Genomic DNA, 16,268 nt, shown 5'->3' on the forward strand with positions numbered 1-16,268 from the left:
CGGGGGCGCTGCCCCCGTCACAACAGGCCGCGACGGCTCCGGGGTCTTTTCAGGCCAAATGAAAGTTAGGTGACTTCATAGGGAAGGGTGCCGCGGGTATGGGCGTCGATTGAGAGGCGTCGTTCCAGTGGCGGAACCGAACGTTGGTGGCAGTTTGGGCGCTCGCAAATACGGCAGGAAATGCCGATCGGTTCATAGGCGCTCGCGTTGTTGATATCGAGGTTGTCGGCGTAGACCAATGCCTCGGCATGACGGATTTCGCATCCAAGGGCGATGGCATAGCGGCGCACAGGTGCGCCGTAGGAGCCGCCCGATTTCGACACGTCTCGCGCCAGTGAGATATAGCGGACGCCGTCCGGCGTTTCTGCCAGCTGACGCAGGAAATGACCTGGGGTCTCAAAGGCGCGGTGGACGTTCCACAAGGGGCAGGCGCCGCCGAACCGCGCGAATTGCAGGCGGGTGGCCGAGTGGCGCTTGGTGATGGTGCCAGCCTGATCGACGCGGACAAAAAAGAACGGGATGCCTTTGGCACCGGGGCGCTGCAGCGTCGAAAGGCGGTGCGCGATCTGCTCAATCGATGCGCCGAACCGATTGCTGAGAAGTTCAAGGTCATGGCGATATTCCTGCGCCGCAGTCAGAAATGTGTCGTAGGGCATCAGGGATGCCCCCGCGAAGTAGTTTGCCAGTCCGATCTTGGCGATGGCGCGGGCCTCGTCACTTTGAAATTTGGCGAAATCCAGAGTGGCCTCAAGCAGCTTGTCCTGGCTGATCAAGGCAACTTGCAGAAGTAATTGGAACACTTGCGTTTGTGGTGCAATGCGCGATGAAAGCTGCAAAGTTTTGCTGTCGGCGTCGTATTTCCGTGTTTCAGGGATGTCGACGAATTGAACACGAATTCCCCGTTCACCTAGGCTGTTGATGGCTGCGGCTCGGATGCCACCGGAATCTTCGGCACGGGTCGAGAACCGCTCTGCTGCGCGGTCGACCGCGTCAATGTAGTTGTCACAATAGTGGAAGAAATCGCGCACTTCTTCCCACGGGCTGGCTTGAATTTGCGCGTCCTCACGGCCCAGTGCTTCGTCCAGCGAAGCGAGCCGTTCGTGCGTTTGCCGGTAAGTGCGGTGCAGTGCGATAAAAGCGCGGGCCAGCGCAGGCGCATTTGACGCTGTCAGGCGCAGGTCGGCCAATGGCGGCATGGCGTCGTCAAAGACCGGATCAGCCAATGCTTCGCGCATATCCGAAACCAAACGCTCACTGTCGCCCGTGCTCAACTCGGTCACATCCATGCCGAATTCCTGCGCCAGCGCCAGAACAACCGTGGTCGAGATCGGCCGGTTGTTGTTCTCCATTTGGTTCAGATAGGGCAGCGAGACGCCCAGCTTGGTGGCGAATTCTTTTTGTGTCAGGGTCAGGCGCGTGCGCATTTCGCGCAGTTTTGCACCGGCATAAAGCTTTTGGGTGGCCATGGCGTGCCTTTGCAACTTTTCCGTTGCCGCAAGCTAACTTTGCAAACCCTCCGACGCAAGCCGTGTCAGAGCCCCAGTTTCCTTTCGCGTCGGATGACCGACACGATAGCGCAGATCGCCAGAACGGACGTCGCCAGCATCAGCCACAGCAGCGGCATAGCACCGGTTTCGTGAGTCAGTAGAGCCCCAGCCAGAGCGCTTAGTCCGGCGCCGCCGCCCAACATGATCGCCCCGCTCAGGCCCGAGGCGGTGGCGGCCAGATGGGGGCGTACAGACAGGGCGCCCGAGGTGGCGTTGGGAATTGTCATGCCGTTGCCTATGCCGACAAAGGTCATGAATCCAAAAAAGCTGAGTGCGGTTCCGAAGCCGGCAAGAAAGAGTATGGCTGACAGGGCAACGCCAATCGCGTTCAGCCAGCATCCCCAGAACACCATCCGATTAACGCCGAACTCCACTGAAAACCGGCCGCTGAGGAAGTTGCCGACAAAATACCCGACAGCAGGTGCGCCGAAATAAATGCCGACCTGCGCGGCACTGAGGCCGAACAGTTCCGTGCCGATGAAGGGAGCGCCGCCCAGATATGCAAAGAACGCGCCCGAAGACAGGGCTGAGGACAGCGAATACCCCCAAAACCGCGGCGAGCGAAGCAGTTCCGGGTATTCGCGGAACTGTTGCACCAGTGTTTTGCCGCTTTTGGCGGAGGTCTCGCCAAAGTCGAGGAAGGTCAGTGCTAGTGTCATTGCGCCCAGTACGAAGGGTAGCCAGAAATTTGCCTTCCAGCCAAAGCTCTCTTCAAGTAGGCCGCCGATGGCCGGGCCAATCATGGGGACAACGGCCATGCCCATCGTGACGTAGCCAATCATTGAGGCGGCCTGATCCTGATCATAAAGATCACGTACGGCTGCCCGGCTCAGCACCATGCCTACGACAACGACTGCCTGACACATGCGAAAGGCGAGAAATATTTCGGCGGTGGGAGCATAGATGCACCCCAGTGTGGCGAGTAGGAACAGGGTTAAGCCCCACAGTAGAACCGGCCGACGCCCAGCCTTATCCGCAATCGGGCCAATAAGAATCTGTAGTACGGCGTTGACCAGCAGATACAGCGCGATCGACAACTGCATGACCTTGTAGTCGGTCTGAAAATACACGGCCATGTTGGGTAGGCTGGGCAGGAACAGGTTCATGCTGAGGGCCGCAAGCCCGGACAGCAATACCAACGTAGAAATTGTAGGGGGCGATCGGCGCGCCGGGGATGAACTGAACTGCATAGTTCGCAGGTATAATGGTCGTTTCAGGGAATGCTATCCAAGAACGTATCTCAAAATGAAACTTAGCAAATTTACAGTTTTCCATAAGTTTGTTGCCAATGATTTGCAAATTAGCCGAAAGATGCTTTGGTCTCGGCGCCTCTGCGTATAATGTCGCGTGAAATTTGACAGGGGATTAGCGCCATGAAAGACATCCTGACCGAGCTTGAAGACCGCCGCAATGACGCCCGGCTAGGGGGTGGCCAAAAGCGTATCGACGCGCAGCACGGCCGTGGCAAGTTGACCGCGCGGGAGCGGATCGAGTTGCTGGTAGACGAAGGTAGCTTCGAAGAGTTCGACATGTTCGTCACCCATCGCTGTACCGATTTCGGGATGGATAAACAAAAGACTGCGGGTGATGGCGTGGTTACCGGGTGGGGCACGATCAATGGCCGGATGGTCTATGTGTTTAGTCAGGATTTCACTGTATTCGGTGGCTCGCTGTCGGAAACCCACGCGCAGAAGATCTGCAAGATTATGGATATGGCGATCCAGAACGGTGCGCCAGTGATTGGAATCAACGACTCGGGCGGCGCGCGAATCCAGGAGGGTGTGGCCTCGCTGGCGGGCTATGCCGAGGTGTTCCAGCGCAACATCATGGCCTCGGGCGTGGTGCCGCAGATCAGCGTGATCATGGGCCCCTGTGCCGGTGGCGCGGTATATAGCCCGGCGATGACGGACTTTATCTTTATGGTTAAAGACACGTCCTACATGTTCGTGACCGGTCCTGATGTTGTGAAAACCGTCACCAACGAGGTTGTTACGGCCGAGGAATTGGGCGGAGCCTCGACCCACACCAAGAAGTCCTCGGTTGCTGATGGTGCGTTTGAAAACGATGTTGAGGCGATGGCCGAAGTGCGCCGTCTGGTCGACTTCCTGCCGCTCAACAACCGCGAGAAACCTCCGGTGCGTCCGTTCTTTGACAGCCCGGAGCGGATCGAGACCTCGCTGGACACGCTGATTCCCGACAACCCGAACACGCCTTACGATATGAAGGAGCTCATTACCAAAGTGGCGGATGAGGGCGATTTCTACGAAATTCAAGAAGATTTCGCCAAGAACATCATCACCGGGTTCATTCGACTGGAGGGACAGACCGTTGGAGTCGTAGCCAACCAGCCGATGGTTCTGGCCGGATGTCTGGATATCGACAGCTCCCGCAAGGCGGCGCGTTTCGTGCGGTTCTGTGATTGTTTTGAAATTCCGATCCTGACACTGGTCGACGTGCCAGGCTTCCTGCCGGGAACGTCTCAAGAATATGGTGGTGTGATCAAGCATGGCGCCAAACTGCTGTTTGCGTATGGCGAAGCCACGGTACCAAAAGTCACGGTGATCACCCGTAAGGCCTATGGTGGTGCGTATGACGTGATGGCGTCAAAACACCTGCGCGGGGACTTCAACTATGCCTGGCCTTCCGCCGAAATCGCGGTGATGGGGGCCAAGGGCGCGACCGAGATCATTCACCGCGCCGATCTGGGAGACTCCGAGAAGATTGCGCAGCACACCAAGGATTACGAAGATCGTTTCGCAAATCCGTTTGTGGCCGCGGAACGTGGCTTCATCGACGAGGTGATCATGCCGCAATCCACCCGCCGTCGTGTCTCACGCGCTTTTGCCAGTCTGCGTAACAAGCAACTGAAGAATCCGTGGAAGAAGCACGACAACATCCCGCTGTAAGCGTGATGGGGGAGCTTTTTCTTCTTGGGAAGCGCGCCGAGGGCGGGAGATCGCCGGGTAACTTTCGGTGTGTTTGACTTTGAGGCCAAAACTGTTAGATGACATGCCTTACGAGATATAGACAAGCGCGGGCCGAAAGCCATGCGCGCGCGACTCCGGAGAGAGGAGCCTGCGTCTCGCAGGTCTGGGGTCGCGCCTTTATCTTGGGCTTGTTGGCTTGGTCATCGCCCGTATTTGCTCAACCCGAAAACCTGTTGCCTGTCCCCTCGGGCCAGCCCGTGCATCTGAGCGATGTGCTATTGGACAACAACCCGGGTGAGCTGTGGGTACGCTTCCGCTTTATCGCGCCCAAGATCGGATATACCGCCGGACGGATCGGCTATGATGTGGCCTCGGCGGATATGGAGCATCTGTGTCAGACACTCGCTGTGGCCTATGTCGCGAAACACGAACTGGAGCCGGCTCGAGTGGTGATTTCACTCTCCGACCGGCCCATCGAATTCGGGCGATCATCGCCCGACGCAACACAGTTCTTTGAAGCCTACCGGCTGGAGCAATCCCAATGTATCTGGGAGGGGCTCTGACCATGAAATACTTTCACGACCTCAGAGCATTTCTGGACACCAATGCGGCTTTGGAGGTGCGCGACATGATCCCATTTGCTTCTGGGTGGGAGTTTTCCTCTCGGAACTCAACAATGAATGAGGTGCTGGCATGCTGAAGCACCGTGGATTTCCCGGGCGTTTGCCTGGAACCGATTTTCAATTCACCATTCGCCGGGCCAACCCCAAGGGCGTCACGCCGATTACGCGGCGCGAGCGGTTCCGTGATCGCAAGCCAGCAGATCGGCGTGCGGATGCGGCCTTTATGGAAGCGCTGTGGCAACACTTTGGCGATCAGCCCTTTGAGCGTGGAAACTTGGATGCAGGCCGCCTGAGTTGGCTGTTCGAGCGTGAGGTGCTTCCGGCCGAAGACCCGTTTGACCCAGCCAGCTATGACTCGTTGCTGGTGATTGATCCGGATGCGGCGCGGATGTCCTTCCCCGATATTTTCGATGGGGGGCGCTGACCTGTGATGGCCACTGTCGCACATTTCCATCCGGAGGGAACTTCGGAAAAAACCCTGCCCGAGGTCGGGCAGGGTAGGGATGTGCTGTCAGAAATTCAGCTGGGCAGCAAACTGAACGCGGTTGCCGTCGAACGTGTCGCCGGTGGTCGCGTCGTTTCGTTCGCCATAGATGTATTCGGCGCTCAGCGTCAGGGTTTCAGTCGCCTGATAGAAGGCGTTGACGTGGATCGTCTCGAGTTCGGTGAAGGCCAACGTTCCAGTCGAGGTCGGCAAGTCGTAATCTTCCTTGCCGTAGGAAATGCCGACATTCCACTTCTCACCCAAGTCCTGGCGGAACTCGATTGTGTACCCGTCCACGTCATTGGCCTCACCCCCTACGACCGGGGCACCGAGACCGATCAGGTAGGGGCCAAGCGCTTCGCCAGTTGTGTAGTTGACCTGGAACAGACCACCCGCCCAAGGACGGGCCGAGCCAGAGAGAGTAAGGCCGGTCTGGTCGACCTCGACACCGCCGTCCTCGGCCGTGCCGTACAAAAGGGCGCCGCGGGCGATATAGGTGCCGTCATTGTATTCGGCCGAAGCCGTCACCACCGGATCGCGCGAGTTCGAATCTCCGACGTTCTCCTCGATAGAGACAGCGAAGGACGTATTGGTGCCAAAGCTGTTCGTGTACCGTACCTGCGGAACACGGGCGAAGGCGATACCAACCGGGCCGTTGAACTCGACCGAGGTGGGGTAAGTGTCCAGTGGCTGGAAGTTGGTCCAGTACTGACCGATCAGCCAATTGTCTCCGATGCGGATGTTCGCGTGTCGCAGACGAAGTTCCGCGGTTCCGCCCGAGCCAAACAGGTCCAGTTCCAGCTGGCCTCCGATGTCGCCAAGTGCACTGGGAGTGGTTGTCAACAACCCGATCCGCGATTGGCGGGCCGTGGCGCCGAATGTTCCACTGGTGGCAGTCGAAGGTTCACCAATCACGTTCACGAAAGCTGTGTCGCCCTGGTCGAATTCGAAGTCATAAAAGAAGTCGGCTTTGACGTAGCCATAGACGTCCAGAGTGGTGTTGCCGATCCTGAAATCGCCGGGCGTCGAACCGGGGTCCACGGATTCAAGTGCTTCGATCCGGGCGCGCAACGCGTCCAGCTCGGCCTGGGTCTGGGCATCTTGGGCAAATGCAAGCGTGCTGGTCGCACTCAGCGTCGAGGCAGCAAGCAGAAATGCCTTTTTTCTCTTTATAATCATATGGGTGTTTCCTTGTGTGCGAGTGTGCACGGGCAGGTTTTCACTCAAATGTCAGCGGGGGAAATCACGAGAACGGCAGATGAATTGCCGATTTTCTCAAGCAAATGTGCGCAAAAGTCCGGCGTTTTTCACGGCTGGGTGAACAGATCGGTTAACCATAGATTTGGGAAGAAAAATTTACTGACAGTCACAATGTCGGACCGTGATGTTGCTCACGCAGAAACCTGTGTCGGCCTAGGAAATTGTAACAACAACGTGACGGGCATGTGCGCTGAATCTACCCCGGTGGTTGAGCAACGTTTCGGCACGATCCTGCGCGGGAATTTGCCGGATGGGCGGTTTCCAGCCGGAATATTGGTTGGAAACAATACTGTGTTTGCGACGTCGATTGCACCGTGCAATCTGAACGGGCCGTGCGGCTCTACTTTGCCTGCGCCGCACAAGCACCTACTATTCCGTACCCCTTCCTTCCGCGGGCAGGTTTGTGAAACCCACAAAATCCTGCCCGCGTTTTTCTTTTCGCATAAACAATGCTTGATACGGCATAATTCTGCGCAAAACGTTGGTTTGCAGCGTCTGTTATTGAATAACAGTCACTTATTCCTACATCTGCCTGCCGACGCAATAAGAATCAAATTGGGGCAGAAAACATGCGAATCTCTAAACTCTTCCTGGTCGCGGCGACCTGCGCAGGCCTTACCGCTTGCGGCGATACCTTGGGTGAGCAAGCGCTGCTTGGCGGCGGCGCGGGGGCATTGGGCGCGGCGGTCCTCAGCGCTGATCCGTTTGTCGGGGCAGCGGTCGGGGCTGCGGGCAACGTGCTGTTCTGCAAGACGCAGAGAAACTGCTACTAACGTAAATTCCGGGGCGTTCGCCGTCCCAACCGTCATCGCGCGAAACGCCGTCACTGGGCTTAGGCCCCGTGGCGGCGTTTTGCGTTCCCAGAACATCAAGACAAAGGACGTTCCATGTTCAATAAGATCCTGATCGCAAACCGGGGCGAGATCGCCTGCCGGGTCATCAAGACTGCGCGCAAGATGGGTATCGGCACGGTCGCCATCTACTCGGACGCAGACAGGCAGGCGTTGCATGTGTCGATGGCGGATGAAGCCGTGCATATCGGCCCACCGCCCGCGAACCAGTCCTATATTGTGATCGACAAAGTGATGGACGCGATCCGCCAGAGCGGCGCGCAGGCAGTTCACCCCGGTTATGGCTTCTTGTCCGAAAACGCGAAATTCGCAGAAGCACTTGATGCAGCTGGCGTCGCGTTTGTCGGCCCCCCGGTCGGTGCGATTGAAAGTATGGGTGACAAGATCACCTCTAAGAAAATCGCTCAGGAAGCAGGTGTTTCAACCGTTCCCGGTTACATGGGTCTGATTGAGGATGCCGACGAAGCAGTAAAGATTAGCCAGGAAATAGGCTATCCCGTCATGATCAAGGCCAGTGCCGGTGGCGGTGGCAAGGGGATGCGGATCGCTTGGAATGACGAAGAAGCGCGCGAAGGGTTCCAGTCGTCCAAGAACGAGGCCGCGAATTCTTTCGGCGACGACCGGATTTTCATCGAAAAATTCGTGACCCAACCGCGTCACATCGAAATTCAGGTCCTGTGCGACAGCCACGGCAACGGCATCTATCTGGGTGAGCGCGAATGCTCGATCCAGCGCCGGAACCAGAAAGTTGTGGAAGAGGCACCGTCGCCGTTCCTCGACCCCGAAACGCGCAAGGCGATGGGCGAGCAGGCCGTAGCTCTGGCCAAGGCCGTGGGTTATTCCAGCGCGGGTACTGTGGAATTCATCGTCGACGGTGAAAAGAACTTCTACTTCCTTGAGATGAACACTCGCCTTCAGGTGGAGCACCCGGTCACAGAACTGATCACCGGTGTCGATCTGGTGGAACAGATGATCCGCGTCGCAGCGGGTGAGCAACTGACCATTACACAGGATGATGTGACGCTCACCGGCTGGGCCATCGAGAACCGTCTTTATGCTGAAGACCCGTATCGAGGCTTTCTGCCCTCGATTGGCCGTCTGACCCGTTATCGCCCGCCGCAGGAAACAGCGGCAGGCCCAATGCTGGTCAACGGTAAATGGCAGGGCGACGCGCCCAATGGTGACGCTGCCGTGCGCAACGATACCGGCGTTTATGAGGGCGGCGAGATCAGCATGTATTACGACCCGATGATCGCCAAGCTCTGCACATGGGCTCCGACCCGCGAGGCGGCGATTGAGGCGATGCGTGTGGCGCTGGACAGCTTTGAGGTCGAAGGCATCGGTCACAATCTGCCGTTCCTGTCGGCGGTGATGGATCATCCGAAATTCGTCAGCGGCGACATGACCACCGCCTTCATCGCCGAGGAATACCCCGATGGGTTCGAAGGGGTTGAACTGCCCGAGACCGACCTGCGGCGCATCGCGGCGTCCTGTGCTGCTATGTATCGCGTTGCAGAAATCCGTCGCACACGTGTCTCTGGCCGGATGGACAACCATGAGCGCAAAGTCGGCAAACGTTGGAACGTCGCGCTGCAAGGGCAGGAGTTCGATGTAACGATTGAGGCTGATAAAGAGGGCGCGACTGTACAGTTCGCGGACGGCGAAACCCTCCGTGTCGCTTCTGAATGGACGCCGGGTGACCAATTGGCGGTTTTGGATGTGAACGGCAGCCCGCTGGTTCTGAAGGTTGACAAAATCTCGGGCGGGTTCCGCATTCGTAATCGGGGTGCCGACCTGAAAGTGCATGTGCGTCGCCCGCATCAGGCCAAACTGGCCAAGCTGATGCCCGAGAAGCTGCCGCCCGATACCTCGAAAATGCTGCTTTGCCCGATGCCGGGCCTGATCGTGAAGATCGACGTTGAAGTGGGACAGGAGGTGCAGGAAGGTCAGGCGCTGTGCACGATCGAGGCGATGAAGATGGAAAACATCCTGCGCGCCGAGAAGAAGGGCACCGTTGCCAAGATCAACGCAGGCCCCGGCGACAGTCTCGCCGTGGACGATGTGATCATCGAGTTCGAGTGATCATGACGGCGCTTTTGTTATATCACACAAGGTTTCCGGCGTTCCGCGCCGGGGCCTTTGTGCGTGGCGAAAGCGCTCAGCCGCCCTCGCGTCGTTCACGAATCTCGCGTTCGCGCAGGGGCGTCTTGTCGATCGAGCGGCCGATTTCGCGCACGCTCCACGGGGACGGTTTGCGCAGTTTGACCACGCCGTCCTTGTCAACGAACACCATCTGGAACCCGCGTGGTCGTAGCTGCGAGCGGATTGGGGACCGGGCGGAAGGATCGGTGTCGGTCAGTACAATGACATCACGGTCGCGCATCGCCGCTTCGCCCTCGACCAGCATGTCGATCTGTTGCTGGAACCGAGGGTCGGCGGGCGTGTCGGCAAAGACGACGATGGGCCGGTTGACCCACAAAAACTCGTTGAGGTCGCTGTCACCGACAGGCCGGACAAATTCGTCTCCCACTGGTGCAGTCCCGTCAGCGGCCAAGGCAGCCAGCGGGAATAGTGCCGAAAAAACAAAGGCAAGCGTTCGTGTCATAGGGCCTCCTGTTGAATCGAATATAGCCTCTGTGTCGGGTAATGCGACCATTGGAATGCAGCTGACATTCAAAAAAATGTTCAAATTGGCTGCGCGCGGTCGTTCGCACGTCTGTATGGTGGGCTAGACGCATGGACATCACCATTCATTTCGGGGCTCATCGTTGCGCGACCACCAGTTTTCAGGAGTATTTGCGCCACAATGCAGCAATACTGGCGCGACAAGATATAGCGGTCTGGGGGCGTGAAAAAATACAGGAAACGGGTTTGAACGCGCTCAGGTCCGTGACGCCAGATATCTGTACCGCGCTGCAGCGGGATTTGGACCGACACCAGGACCAGGGCGTCAAACACTTGCTTGTCACCGAAGAGAATTTTTTGGGCATGATGCCCGAGAACTTCAGCAAGGGTGAGCTTTATCCCAATGCCGGAGCACGCGCCCGGCTGGTGTCAGAGGCCTTTGGCGGGCGTGTGACCAAGCTTGTCCTGAATATCCGGGCGCTGAACACCTATTGGACCTCAGTCGCTAGCTATGCGGTTCGCAACAAGAAAAGATTTGGCGGAAACATGCGCTGGCCAAAGGTCGCGCAGCACCCTCGTAGCTGGCGGGACGTGATCACCGATCTAAACGCGGCTTTCCCGCAAGTGCCACTTTTGGTGCTTCCTTTCGAAGAATTCGCCGGTCGGCCTGATTGGCAACTGGCGACTGTGCTTGATGTCCCAGTGCCGTCCGATGCGGTGCAGTTGTGGATCAACAAGGACGGAAACGAAGACATTCAAGGGCCTAACAGTGCTCAGGAAATGAGCCTGATGATGAAGTTTGCAGATGATTTGTCGTGGCTGGAATCGGGGGCAGATGGGCTGGCCCGGCTGTGCCTTCGACAGGAAACAGAGCGTGGTGTCGACACACCCGCTGTAAAGATGGACGAGAGGAATACGCTATGACCGATAAGAAGGAATGGCAGGCGCTGGCTGTAAAAGAGCTGCGTGGTCGACCACTGGAAGATCTGACCAAGGAAACGCTGGAAGGTATCGACGTCAAACCGCTCTATACGCAGGAAGACACCGCTGACCTGCCGCATATGGGCTCTCTGCCCGGGATTGGCCCGTTTACGCGCGGCGTGAAGGCAACGATGTATGCAGGGCGTCCGTGGACGATCCGTCAATACGCGGGATTTTCGACTGCCGAGGAATCAAACGCCTTCTACCGCCGCAATCTGGCTGCCGGTCAGCAGGGTGTCTCGGTTGCTTTCGATCTGGCGACACACCGCGGCTATGACAGTGATCACCCGCGCGTGGTGGGCGACGTTGGTAAGGCCGGTGTGGCCATCGACAGCGTTGAGGATATGAAAATCCTGTTCGACGGCATCCCACTGGACAAGGTCTCGGTCTCGATGACCATGAACGGCGCGGTAGTACCGATTTTGGCAAGCTTCATCGTTGCGGGTGAAGAGCAGGGGCATGACAAATCGTTGCTGGCGGGAACCATTCAGAACGACATTCTGAAAGAGTTCATGGTGCGAAACACTTATATCTACCCGCCTGAACCGTCGATGAAGATCATCTCGGACATCATCGAATACACTTCGAACGAGATGCCCAAGTTCAACTCGATCTCGATCTCGGGCTACCACATGCAAGAGGCCGGGGCGAACCTGGTGCAGGAACTGGCCTATACGCTGGCCGACGGACGTGAATACGTCCGCGCCGCGACTGAGGCCGGGATGGATGTGGACAAGTTTGCGGGCCGTCTGTCGTTCTTCTTTGCCATCGGCATGAACTTCTTCATGGAGATCGCCAAACTGCGCGCCGCCCGTACGCTGTGGCACCGGGTGATGACTGACTTTGGTGCAAAATCCGAGCGTTCCAAAATGCTGCGGACCCACTGCCAAACGTCGGGCGTTTCGTTGCAGGAACAGGACCCCTACAACAACGTGATCCGTACTGCCTATGAGGCGATGAGTGCGGTTCTGGGCGGGACCCAGTCGCTACACACCAACGCTCTGGACGAGGCGATCGCGCTGCCCACCGATTTCTCGGCCCGCATCGCGCGGAACACGCAGCTGGTGTTGCAGGAAGAGACCGGCGTGACCGATGTGGTCGATCCGCTGGCCGGTTCCTATTATGTCGAAAGCCTGACTAACGAGTTGGTTGAAAAGGCTTGGGCGCTGATGGAAGAGGTCGAGGAGATGGGCGGTATGACCAAGGCCGTCGCCTCGGGCATGCCCAAACTCCGGATCGAGGAAAGCGCCGCTCGTCGTCAGGCGATGATCGATCGGGGCGACGAAGTGATCGTCGGCGTCAACAAGTACCGCAAGGAACAGGAAGACCCGATCGACATTCTTGACGTCGACAACGTCGCCGTGCGTGAAGCTCAGGTCGCGCGTCTGGAACGTATCCGAGCAACCCGTGACGAGGCCGCCTGTCAGGCTGCGCTGGACGCCCTGACCACCACCGCCCGCGAGGGTGGCAACCTGCTGGCTGCCGCGGTCGAGGCCGCCCGCGCCCGCGCATCCGTAGGAGAGATCAGCATGGCAATGGAGAAGGAATTCGGTCGCCACCGCGCCGAGGTGAAAACGCTGGCCGGCGTCTACGGTGCAGCATACGAAGGTGACGAAGGCTTTGCCGCCATTCAGAAATCCATCGAGGAATTCGCCGAGGCCGAGGGTCGCCGCCCGCGTCTGCTGGTCGTCAAGATGGGGCAGGATGGTCACGACCGGGGCGCCAAGGTGATTGCCACCGCCTTTGCGGATATCGGATTCGATGTAGACGTTGGCCCGCTGTTTCAGACACCCGCCGAGGCCGCGCAGGATGCGGTGGACAATGATGTTCACGTGGTTGGTATCTCATCACAGGCGGCGGGTCACAAGACGCTGGCTCCGCAACTGGTGGAGGAACTGAAGAAAGCTGGTGCCGAGGATATCATCGTTATCTGCGGTGGCGTGATCCCTCAGCAGGATTACCAGTTCCTTTATGATCATGGCGTCAAAGCGATCTTTGGTCCGGGCACCAATATCCCGGACGCGGCGCAGGATATTTTGCGTCTGATCCGCGAAGCCAAAAGCTGAGGTCTGCCAAGATTTTTCGACAAAAAATCTTGTGATCCCGTATCATTGGCGAAAACATGCGACCAGATCCGTAAGGGTCTGGTCGAATAGTTTGGAGGGCGCACGTGTTACTGGATCATTTGGCCGTTGCTGGCGAAACATTGGAGGAAGCCTCTGCCCACATTGAACAGGCCTTGGGGATGCCGCTGCAAGACGGCGGCAAACACGACGCCTTTGGCACGCACAACCGGCTATTGGGGTTGCGGGATGGGTTGTATCTTGAGGCTATCGCAATCGATCCGCAGGCGCAGAATGTGGAGCGCACGCGGTGGTTCGACCTCGACCGGTTTTCAGGTCAACCTCGTCTGACCAACTGGATTTGCCGAGTTTCAGACATCGAGGCTGCGCTGTCCGTTTTCCCCGGTGGCGTGGGACAGCCGATTGAACTGAGCCGGGGCGCGCTGAGGTGGCAAATGGCAGTTCCTCCCAATGGACGGCTGCCCTTCGACAACCTGTTCCCGGCGCTCATCCAATGGCATGGCGATTTGCACCCGGCACGGATGTTGCGGGGCAGTGGTTGCCGCTTGCAACGCCTAGTAGTCTATCACCCTGACGCTTTGGAGTTGGCGCGGCTGCTGGGCGATCTGGAAATCGTGGTGTTTGATACCGGGCCCGCCGCGCTTCGGGCTGAGTTCGAAACGCCGCATGGACCGCGCGTGCTGGAATGATTGTCCGGCGGGCTGAGTTGGGGGACGCTGCCGCAATCGCGGCCATCACCAACGCGATCATTCGCGATACGCTTGTCACCTTCACAACCGACGAACGCACCGTACAGAGCATCGCCGCGGACATCGAAACCCGTGGCCCTGGTTTTCTCGTGGCGGAAAGTGACGGACAAGTGCAAGGGTTCGCAACCTATGGCCCGTTTCGCACCGGCCCGGGCTATGCCCACTGCCGCGAACACACAATCCAGCTGGCATCCGAAGCACGTGGGCAGGGTACAGGGCGGGCTCTGATGGCAGCGCTCGAAGGTGCCGCACGCGCAGACGGTGTTCACGTGTTGGTGGCCGGGATATCCTCTGCCAATCCAGATGCGATAGCCTTTCATGCCGCGCTTGGGTTTGTGCAAGTCGGGCACATGCCCGAGGTCGGTTTCAAATGGGGCAAAAGGCTGGATCTTGTGCTGATGCAGAAAATTCTTTCTTCGGAGTGATCTGTCGCACCTGACAGTTGCGATTTGGGGCGTTAGGGTGCCCACATGTCGATCTGGACCCGTATATCCGATGCGCTGAGCGCACTTGCCCAAGGCGAAAGCCTGACGGCTGTTTTTGAGAAACTGCGTACGCCGCCAGAACGCTCGGTTGCGTTTGCGATTGCCGTAATCGCGCTGGGCGCGAAGATGGCCAAGGCCGACGGGCAAGTGACACGGGATGAGGTCACGGCCTTCCGCGACGTATTCCAAATCGCTCGTGAGGACGAGGCCGGGGCGGCCCGCGTGTTCGACATGGCCCGGACGGATGTGGCCGGCTATCAGGACTATGCACGCAAGATCGCCCGAATGTTTGCCGACGACAGCACTACCCTCTGCGATTTGATGGAGGGGCTGTTTCACATTGCAATGGCTGACGGGTTCTATCACCCCAACGAAAACGAGTTTCTGGAAGAAGTCAGTCGGATTTTCGGCCAGTCCGAAGCGCAGTTTATGGCCCTACGCGAACGCTTTGTTCCGGATGCGCCCAAAGATCCGTACACGGTGCTGGGCGTGCCGCATGACATGCCTCTGCCCGATATCCGCAAGGTCTGGCGGCGGCTGGTGCGTGAAACGCACCCCGATGCAATGATGGCGCGCGGCGTGCCCGAGGAAGCCATTCGTCTGGCCGAGAAAAAGATGATCGACATCAACCGCGCATGGGATGAGATCAACGGCGCGCGAGCCTGATGGGATGCGGTTGGCGACTTACAACATTGAATGGTTCGCCAATCTTTTCGACCGCAACGACAATTTGGTCGTCGACGACAGCTGGTCGGGTCGCCACAACGTCACCAAAGCGCAGCAGGTTGAGGCCATCGCCAAAGTGCTAACAGCGGTCGACGCCGATGCAATCCTGATCGTCGAGGCCCCAAATACCGGTAAATCACAGGACTCCATCCGCGCGTTGCAGAACTTTGCCGAGGCGTTCGATCTGCGCACAACGCACGCGGTGATGGGATTCCCTAACGATACCCATCAGGAACTGGCCCTGCTCTACGATCCCGATGCGCTGACAGCACGGCACGATCCGGTCGCGGGTGACAGATCGGCCCCGCGGTTCGACGATGCGTTTCACATTGATCTCGATATCGATGCCACCGAAGATCATGTGCGCTTTTCCAAGCCTCCGATGGAACTGGCCGTGCAGACCCGAACCGGAGCGCGGTTCCGTCTGATCGGCGCGCATCTGAAGTCCAAGGCGCCACACGGAGCTGGCTCTCGGGACGAAGCGATCCGCATATCAATTGCGAACCGCCGTAAGCAGCTGGCGCAGGCGGTGTGGTTGTCTCGACGGGCTGCCGAGCATATGGCTGCCGGAGAACAAGTCATCCTTTTGGGCGATCTGAATGACGGGCCGGGGCTGGATGAGTTCGAAAATCTGTTTGGTCGATCCTCGGTTGAGATTCTGCTGCAGGCCGGATTGTTCGACCCGCATGGTGCCGGCTCTGACACGAACCCGTCAACGGCCCGATTTGCCCGCGAGGGTGGGCAATATCTTGAGGCCTTGCTGGATTACATCATGATCAGCGAAAACCTGTGCGCCCGGCGTCCTGTCTGGCGTATCTGGCACCCGTTCAAAGATGCCGGGTGCCGGGATTCGGCGGACCTGCATCAGGCCTTGTTGACCGCATCTGACCATTTTCCCGTCACACTGGATATAGATCTGTGACCTT

At 58.2% G+C, this 16,268-nt stretch carries 16 protein-coding genes; 12 read left to right on the forward strand and 4 right to left on the reverse strand.

What is annotated here, in order from left to right:
- Positions 1-65: 65 nt before the first annotated feature.
- The gene (locus tag ABLN94_RS04445) at positions 66-1,466 is read right to left on the reverse strand and encodes a helix-turn-helix domain-containing protein (RefSeq protein WP_170490009.1); all 1,401 of its coding nucleotides are present in this window, start codon (positions 1,464-1,466) and stop codon (positions 66-68) included.
- A 65-nt stretch (positions 1,467-1,531) separates the two neighbouring features.
- Positions 1,532-2,737, reverse strand: coding sequence for a multidrug effflux MFS transporter (locus ABLN94_RS04450; RefSeq protein WP_352989643.1), 1,206 nt, complete (start codon positions 2,735-2,737; stop codon positions 1,532-1,534).
- A 183-nt stretch (positions 2,738-2,920) separates the two neighbouring features.
- Between ABLN94_RS04450 and ABLN94_RS04455 the strand changes: the two genes are divergently transcribed.
- The 4 genes from ABLN94_RS04455 to ABLN94_RS04470 all read left to right on the forward strand — a co-directional run bounded on the left by ABLN94_RS04455 (position 2,921) and on the right by ABLN94_RS04470 (position 5,521).
- Complete coding sequence (locus ABLN94_RS04455) at positions 2,921-4,453, forward strand: acyl-CoA carboxylase subunit beta (protein ID WP_352989646.1); 1,533 nt, start codon at positions 2,921-2,923, stop codon at positions 4,451-4,453.
- Positions 4,454-4,551: 98 nt separating this feature from the next.
- A complete protein-coding gene (locus ABLN94_RS04460; protein WP_352989649.1) occupies positions 4,552-5,037 on the forward strand; it encodes a DUF6497 family protein in 486 nt (161 codons plus the stop codon).
- Positions 5,038-5,039: 2 nt separating this feature from the next.
- A complete protein-coding gene (locus tag ABLN94_RS04465; RefSeq protein WP_352989652.1) occupies positions 5,040-5,174 on the forward strand; it encodes a hypothetical protein in 135 nt (44 codons plus the stop codon).
- Positions 5,168-5,521 (forward strand): hypothetical protein, encoded by a 354-nt coding sequence (locus tag ABLN94_RS04470; protein ID WP_352989655.1) that lies wholly within the window; start codon positions 5,168-5,170, stop codon positions 5,519-5,521. The genes ABLN94_RS04465 and ABLN94_RS04470 overlap by 7 nt, the downstream gene beginning before the upstream one ends.
- Before the next feature lie 87 nt (positions 5,522-5,608).
- Here ABLN94_RS04470 and ABLN94_RS04475 read toward each other — a convergent pair whose 3' ends face one another.
- Complete coding sequence (locus ABLN94_RS04475; protein ID WP_170489997.1) at positions 5,609-6,760, reverse strand: DcaP family trimeric outer membrane transporter; 1,152 nt, start codon at positions 6,758-6,760, stop codon at positions 5,609-5,611.
- A gap of 650 nt (positions 6,761-7,410) precedes the next feature.
- Between ABLN94_RS04475 and ABLN94_RS04480 the strand changes: the two genes are divergently transcribed.
- Both ABLN94_RS04480 and ABLN94_RS04485 read left to right on the forward strand, forming a co-directional pair.
- On the forward strand, positions 7,411-7,614 hold the full coding sequence (locus ABLN94_RS04480) for a hypothetical protein (protein WP_352989658.1): 204 nt from the start codon (positions 7,411-7,413) through the stop codon (positions 7,612-7,614).
- A 114-nt stretch (positions 7,615-7,728) separates the two neighbouring features.
- The gene (locus ABLN94_RS04485; RefSeq protein ID WP_352989660.1) at positions 7,729-9,774 is read left to right on the forward strand and encodes an acetyl/propionyl/methylcrotonyl-CoA carboxylase subunit alpha; all 2,046 of its coding nucleotides are present in this window, start codon (positions 7,729-7,731) and stop codon (positions 9,772-9,774) included.
- 76 nt (positions 9,775-9,850) lie between these two features.
- Here ABLN94_RS04485 and ABLN94_RS04490 read toward each other — a convergent pair whose 3' ends face one another.
- Positions 9,851-10,297 (reverse strand): DUF4174 domain-containing protein, encoded by a 447-nt coding sequence (locus ABLN94_RS04490; protein ID WP_352989663.1) that lies wholly within the window; start codon positions 10,295-10,297, stop codon positions 9,851-9,853.
- 131 nt (positions 10,298-10,428) lie between these two features.
- Here ABLN94_RS04490 and ABLN94_RS04495 point away from each other — a divergent pair, with 131 nt between their 5' ends.
- From ABLN94_RS04495 to ABLN94_RS04520, 6 genes are all read left to right on the forward strand, one after another.
- Positions 10,429-11,241, forward strand: a complete 813-nt coding sequence (locus tag ABLN94_RS04495; protein WP_352989666.1) for a hypothetical protein — start codon at positions 10,429-10,431, stop codon at positions 11,239-11,241.
- A complete protein-coding gene (gene scpA, locus ABLN94_RS04500; RefSeq protein ID WP_352989668.1) occupies positions 11,238-13,364 on the forward strand; it encodes a methylmalonyl-CoA mutase in 2,127 nt (708 codons plus the stop codon). Before ABLN94_RS04495 ends, scpA begins: the two co-directional genes overlap by 4 nt.
- A gap of 104 nt (positions 13,365-13,468) precedes the next feature.
- On the forward strand, positions 13,469-14,071 hold the full coding sequence (locus tag ABLN94_RS04505; RefSeq protein WP_352989671.1) for a VOC family protein: 603 nt from the start codon (positions 13,469-13,471) through the stop codon (positions 14,069-14,071).
- Positions 14,068-14,556: a GNAT family N-acetyltransferase gene (locus ABLN94_RS04510; RefSeq protein ID WP_352989674.1), complete on the forward strand. Its 489-nt coding sequence runs from the start codon at positions 14,068-14,070 to the stop codon at positions 14,554-14,556. Before ABLN94_RS04505 ends, ABLN94_RS04510 begins: the two co-directional genes overlap by 4 nt.
- 45 nt (positions 14,557-14,601) lie before the next feature.
- Positions 14,602-15,282 (forward strand): TerB family tellurite resistance protein, encoded by a 681-nt coding sequence (locus ABLN94_RS04515; protein WP_170489973.1) that lies wholly within the window; start codon positions 14,602-14,604, stop codon positions 15,280-15,282.
- Between the two features lie 4 nt (positions 15,283-15,286).
- Positions 15,287-16,264, forward strand: coding sequence for an endonuclease/exonuclease/phosphatase family protein (locus ABLN94_RS04520; protein ID WP_352989677.1), 978 nt, complete (start codon positions 15,287-15,289; stop codon positions 16,262-16,264).
- Positions 16,265-16,268: the final 4 nt, after the last annotated feature.

This window comes from Ruegeria sp. SCP11, assembly GCF_040329455.1.
Classification (GTDB): Bacteria; Pseudomonadota; Alphaproteobacteria; order Rhodobacterales; family Rhodobacteraceae; genus Ruegeria; species Ruegeria atlantica_E.

Bases quoted from the DNA above. Each gene is read 5' to 3' on its own strand.
- ABLN94_RS04445 (WP_170490009.1), bottom strand. From the start codon at position 1,466: ATGGCCACCCAAAAGCTTTATGCCGGTGCAAAACTGCGCGAAATGCGC.
- ABLN94_RS04450 (WP_352989643.1), bottom strand. From the start codon at position 2,737: ATGCAGTTCAGTTCATCCCCGGCGCGCCGATCGCCCCCTACAATTTCT.
- ABLN94_RS04455 (WP_352989646.1), top strand. From the start codon at position 2,921: ATGAAAGACATCCTGACCGAGCTTGAAGACCGCCGCAATGACGCCCGG.
- ABLN94_RS04460 (WP_352989649.1), top strand. From the start codon at position 4,552: ATGACATGCCTTACGAGATATAGACAAGCGCGGGCCGAAAGCCATGCG.
- ABLN94_RS04465 (WP_352989652.1), top strand. From the start codon at position 5,040: ATGAAATACTTTCACGACCTCAGAGCATTTCTGGACACCAATGCGGCT.
- ABLN94_RS04470 (WP_352989655.1), top strand. From the start codon at position 5,168: ATGCTGAAGCACCGTGGATTTCCCGGGCGTTTGCCTGGAACCGATTTT.
- ABLN94_RS04475 (WP_170489997.1), bottom strand. From the start codon at position 6,760: ATGATTATAAAGAGAAAAAAGGCATTTCTGCTTGCTGCCTCGACGCTG.
- ABLN94_RS04480 (WP_352989658.1), top strand. From the start codon at position 7,411: ATGCGAATCTCTAAACTCTTCCTGGTCGCGGCGACCTGCGCAGGCCTT.
- ABLN94_RS04485 (WP_352989660.1), top strand. From the start codon at position 7,729: ATGTTCAATAAGATCCTGATCGCAAACCGGGGCGAGATCGCCTGCCGG.
- ABLN94_RS04490 (WP_352989663.1), bottom strand. From the start codon at position 10,297: ATGACACGAACGCTTGCCTTTGTTTTTTCGGCACTATTCCCGCTGGCT.
- ABLN94_RS04495 (WP_352989666.1), top strand. From the start codon at position 10,429: ATGGACATCACCATTCATTTCGGGGCTCATCGTTGCGCGACCACCAGT.
- scpA (WP_352989668.1), top strand. From the start codon at position 11,238: ATGACCGATAAGAAGGAATGGCAGGCGCTGGCTGTAAAAGAGCTGCGT.
- ABLN94_RS04510 (WP_352989674.1), top strand. From the start codon at position 14,068: ATGATTGTCCGGCGGGCTGAGTTGGGGGACGCTGCCGCAATCGCGGCC.
- ABLN94_RS04515 (WP_170489973.1), top strand. From the start codon at position 14,602: ATGTCGATCTGGACCCGTATATCCGATGCGCTGAGCGCACTTGCCCAA.
- ABLN94_RS04520 (WP_352989677.1), top strand. From the start codon at position 15,287: ATGCGGTTGGCGACTTACAACATTGAATGGTTCGCCAATCTTTTCGAC.